This window comes from Lacrimispora sp. 210928-DFI.3.58, from assembly GCF_020554865.1.
Classification (GTDB): domain Bacteria; phylum Bacillota; class Clostridia; order Lachnospirales; family Lachnospiraceae; genus Enterocloster.
In genome coordinates, this window is the sequence record NZ_JAJCIC010000102.1 from 1 (window position 1) to 626 (window position 626).

Sequence of the window (626 nt, forward strand, 5' to 3'; positions counted from 1 at the left end):
AAGGAACGGAATACCTGGGTCGGGGAAGCGTTTAATCCGCAGTCTGCCGGATCAAGCTCTACATCATTGTGGTTCCATACCGTGATGTCCTTCTTGTATGCGTCTACGATCGCCCCTACGGACATGTATCTCGGCTCATTTAATTCCTTTACGCAGGTCAGCAGGCATGGGGTCTGTACCTCGATGACCTCATAGCCATCCTCCATCTGTCTCTGGACAGTCACCTTGCCGTCTCCCATCCGGATGTCCTGTACATAGGTCACAACCGGAACTCCCAGTCTCTGGGCTACCTGGGGGCCTACCTGGGCAGTATCTCCGTCAATGGCCTGGCGGCCTGCAAAGATCACATCCACGCCTCCTACTTTCCTGATGCCGGCTGCGATGGTGGTGGAGGTTGCACAGGTATCTGCGCCGCCGAAGGCACGGTCGCTCAGCAGATAAGCCTCGTCTGCCCCCATTGCAAGGCACTCTCTCAACATATAGGTTGCCTGTGGCGGTCCCATGGTGATGACAGCGATCTCTACGCTCTCGTCCTTGTCCTTTAACTGCAGGGCCGCCTCTAAGGCATTGGCGTCATCCGGGTTTAAGATGCTGGGCACCCCGTCACGGATCAGGGTTCCCTTTAC

The 626-nt window shown here is 56.4% G+C and carries 1 protein-coding gene; it reads right to left on the bottom strand.

What is annotated here, in order from left to right:
- On the bottom strand, positions 1-626 hold a 626-nt coding region (locus LIZ87_RS22085), incomplete at both ends, for an electron transfer flavoprotein subunit beta/FixA family protein (RefSeq protein WP_227149229.1).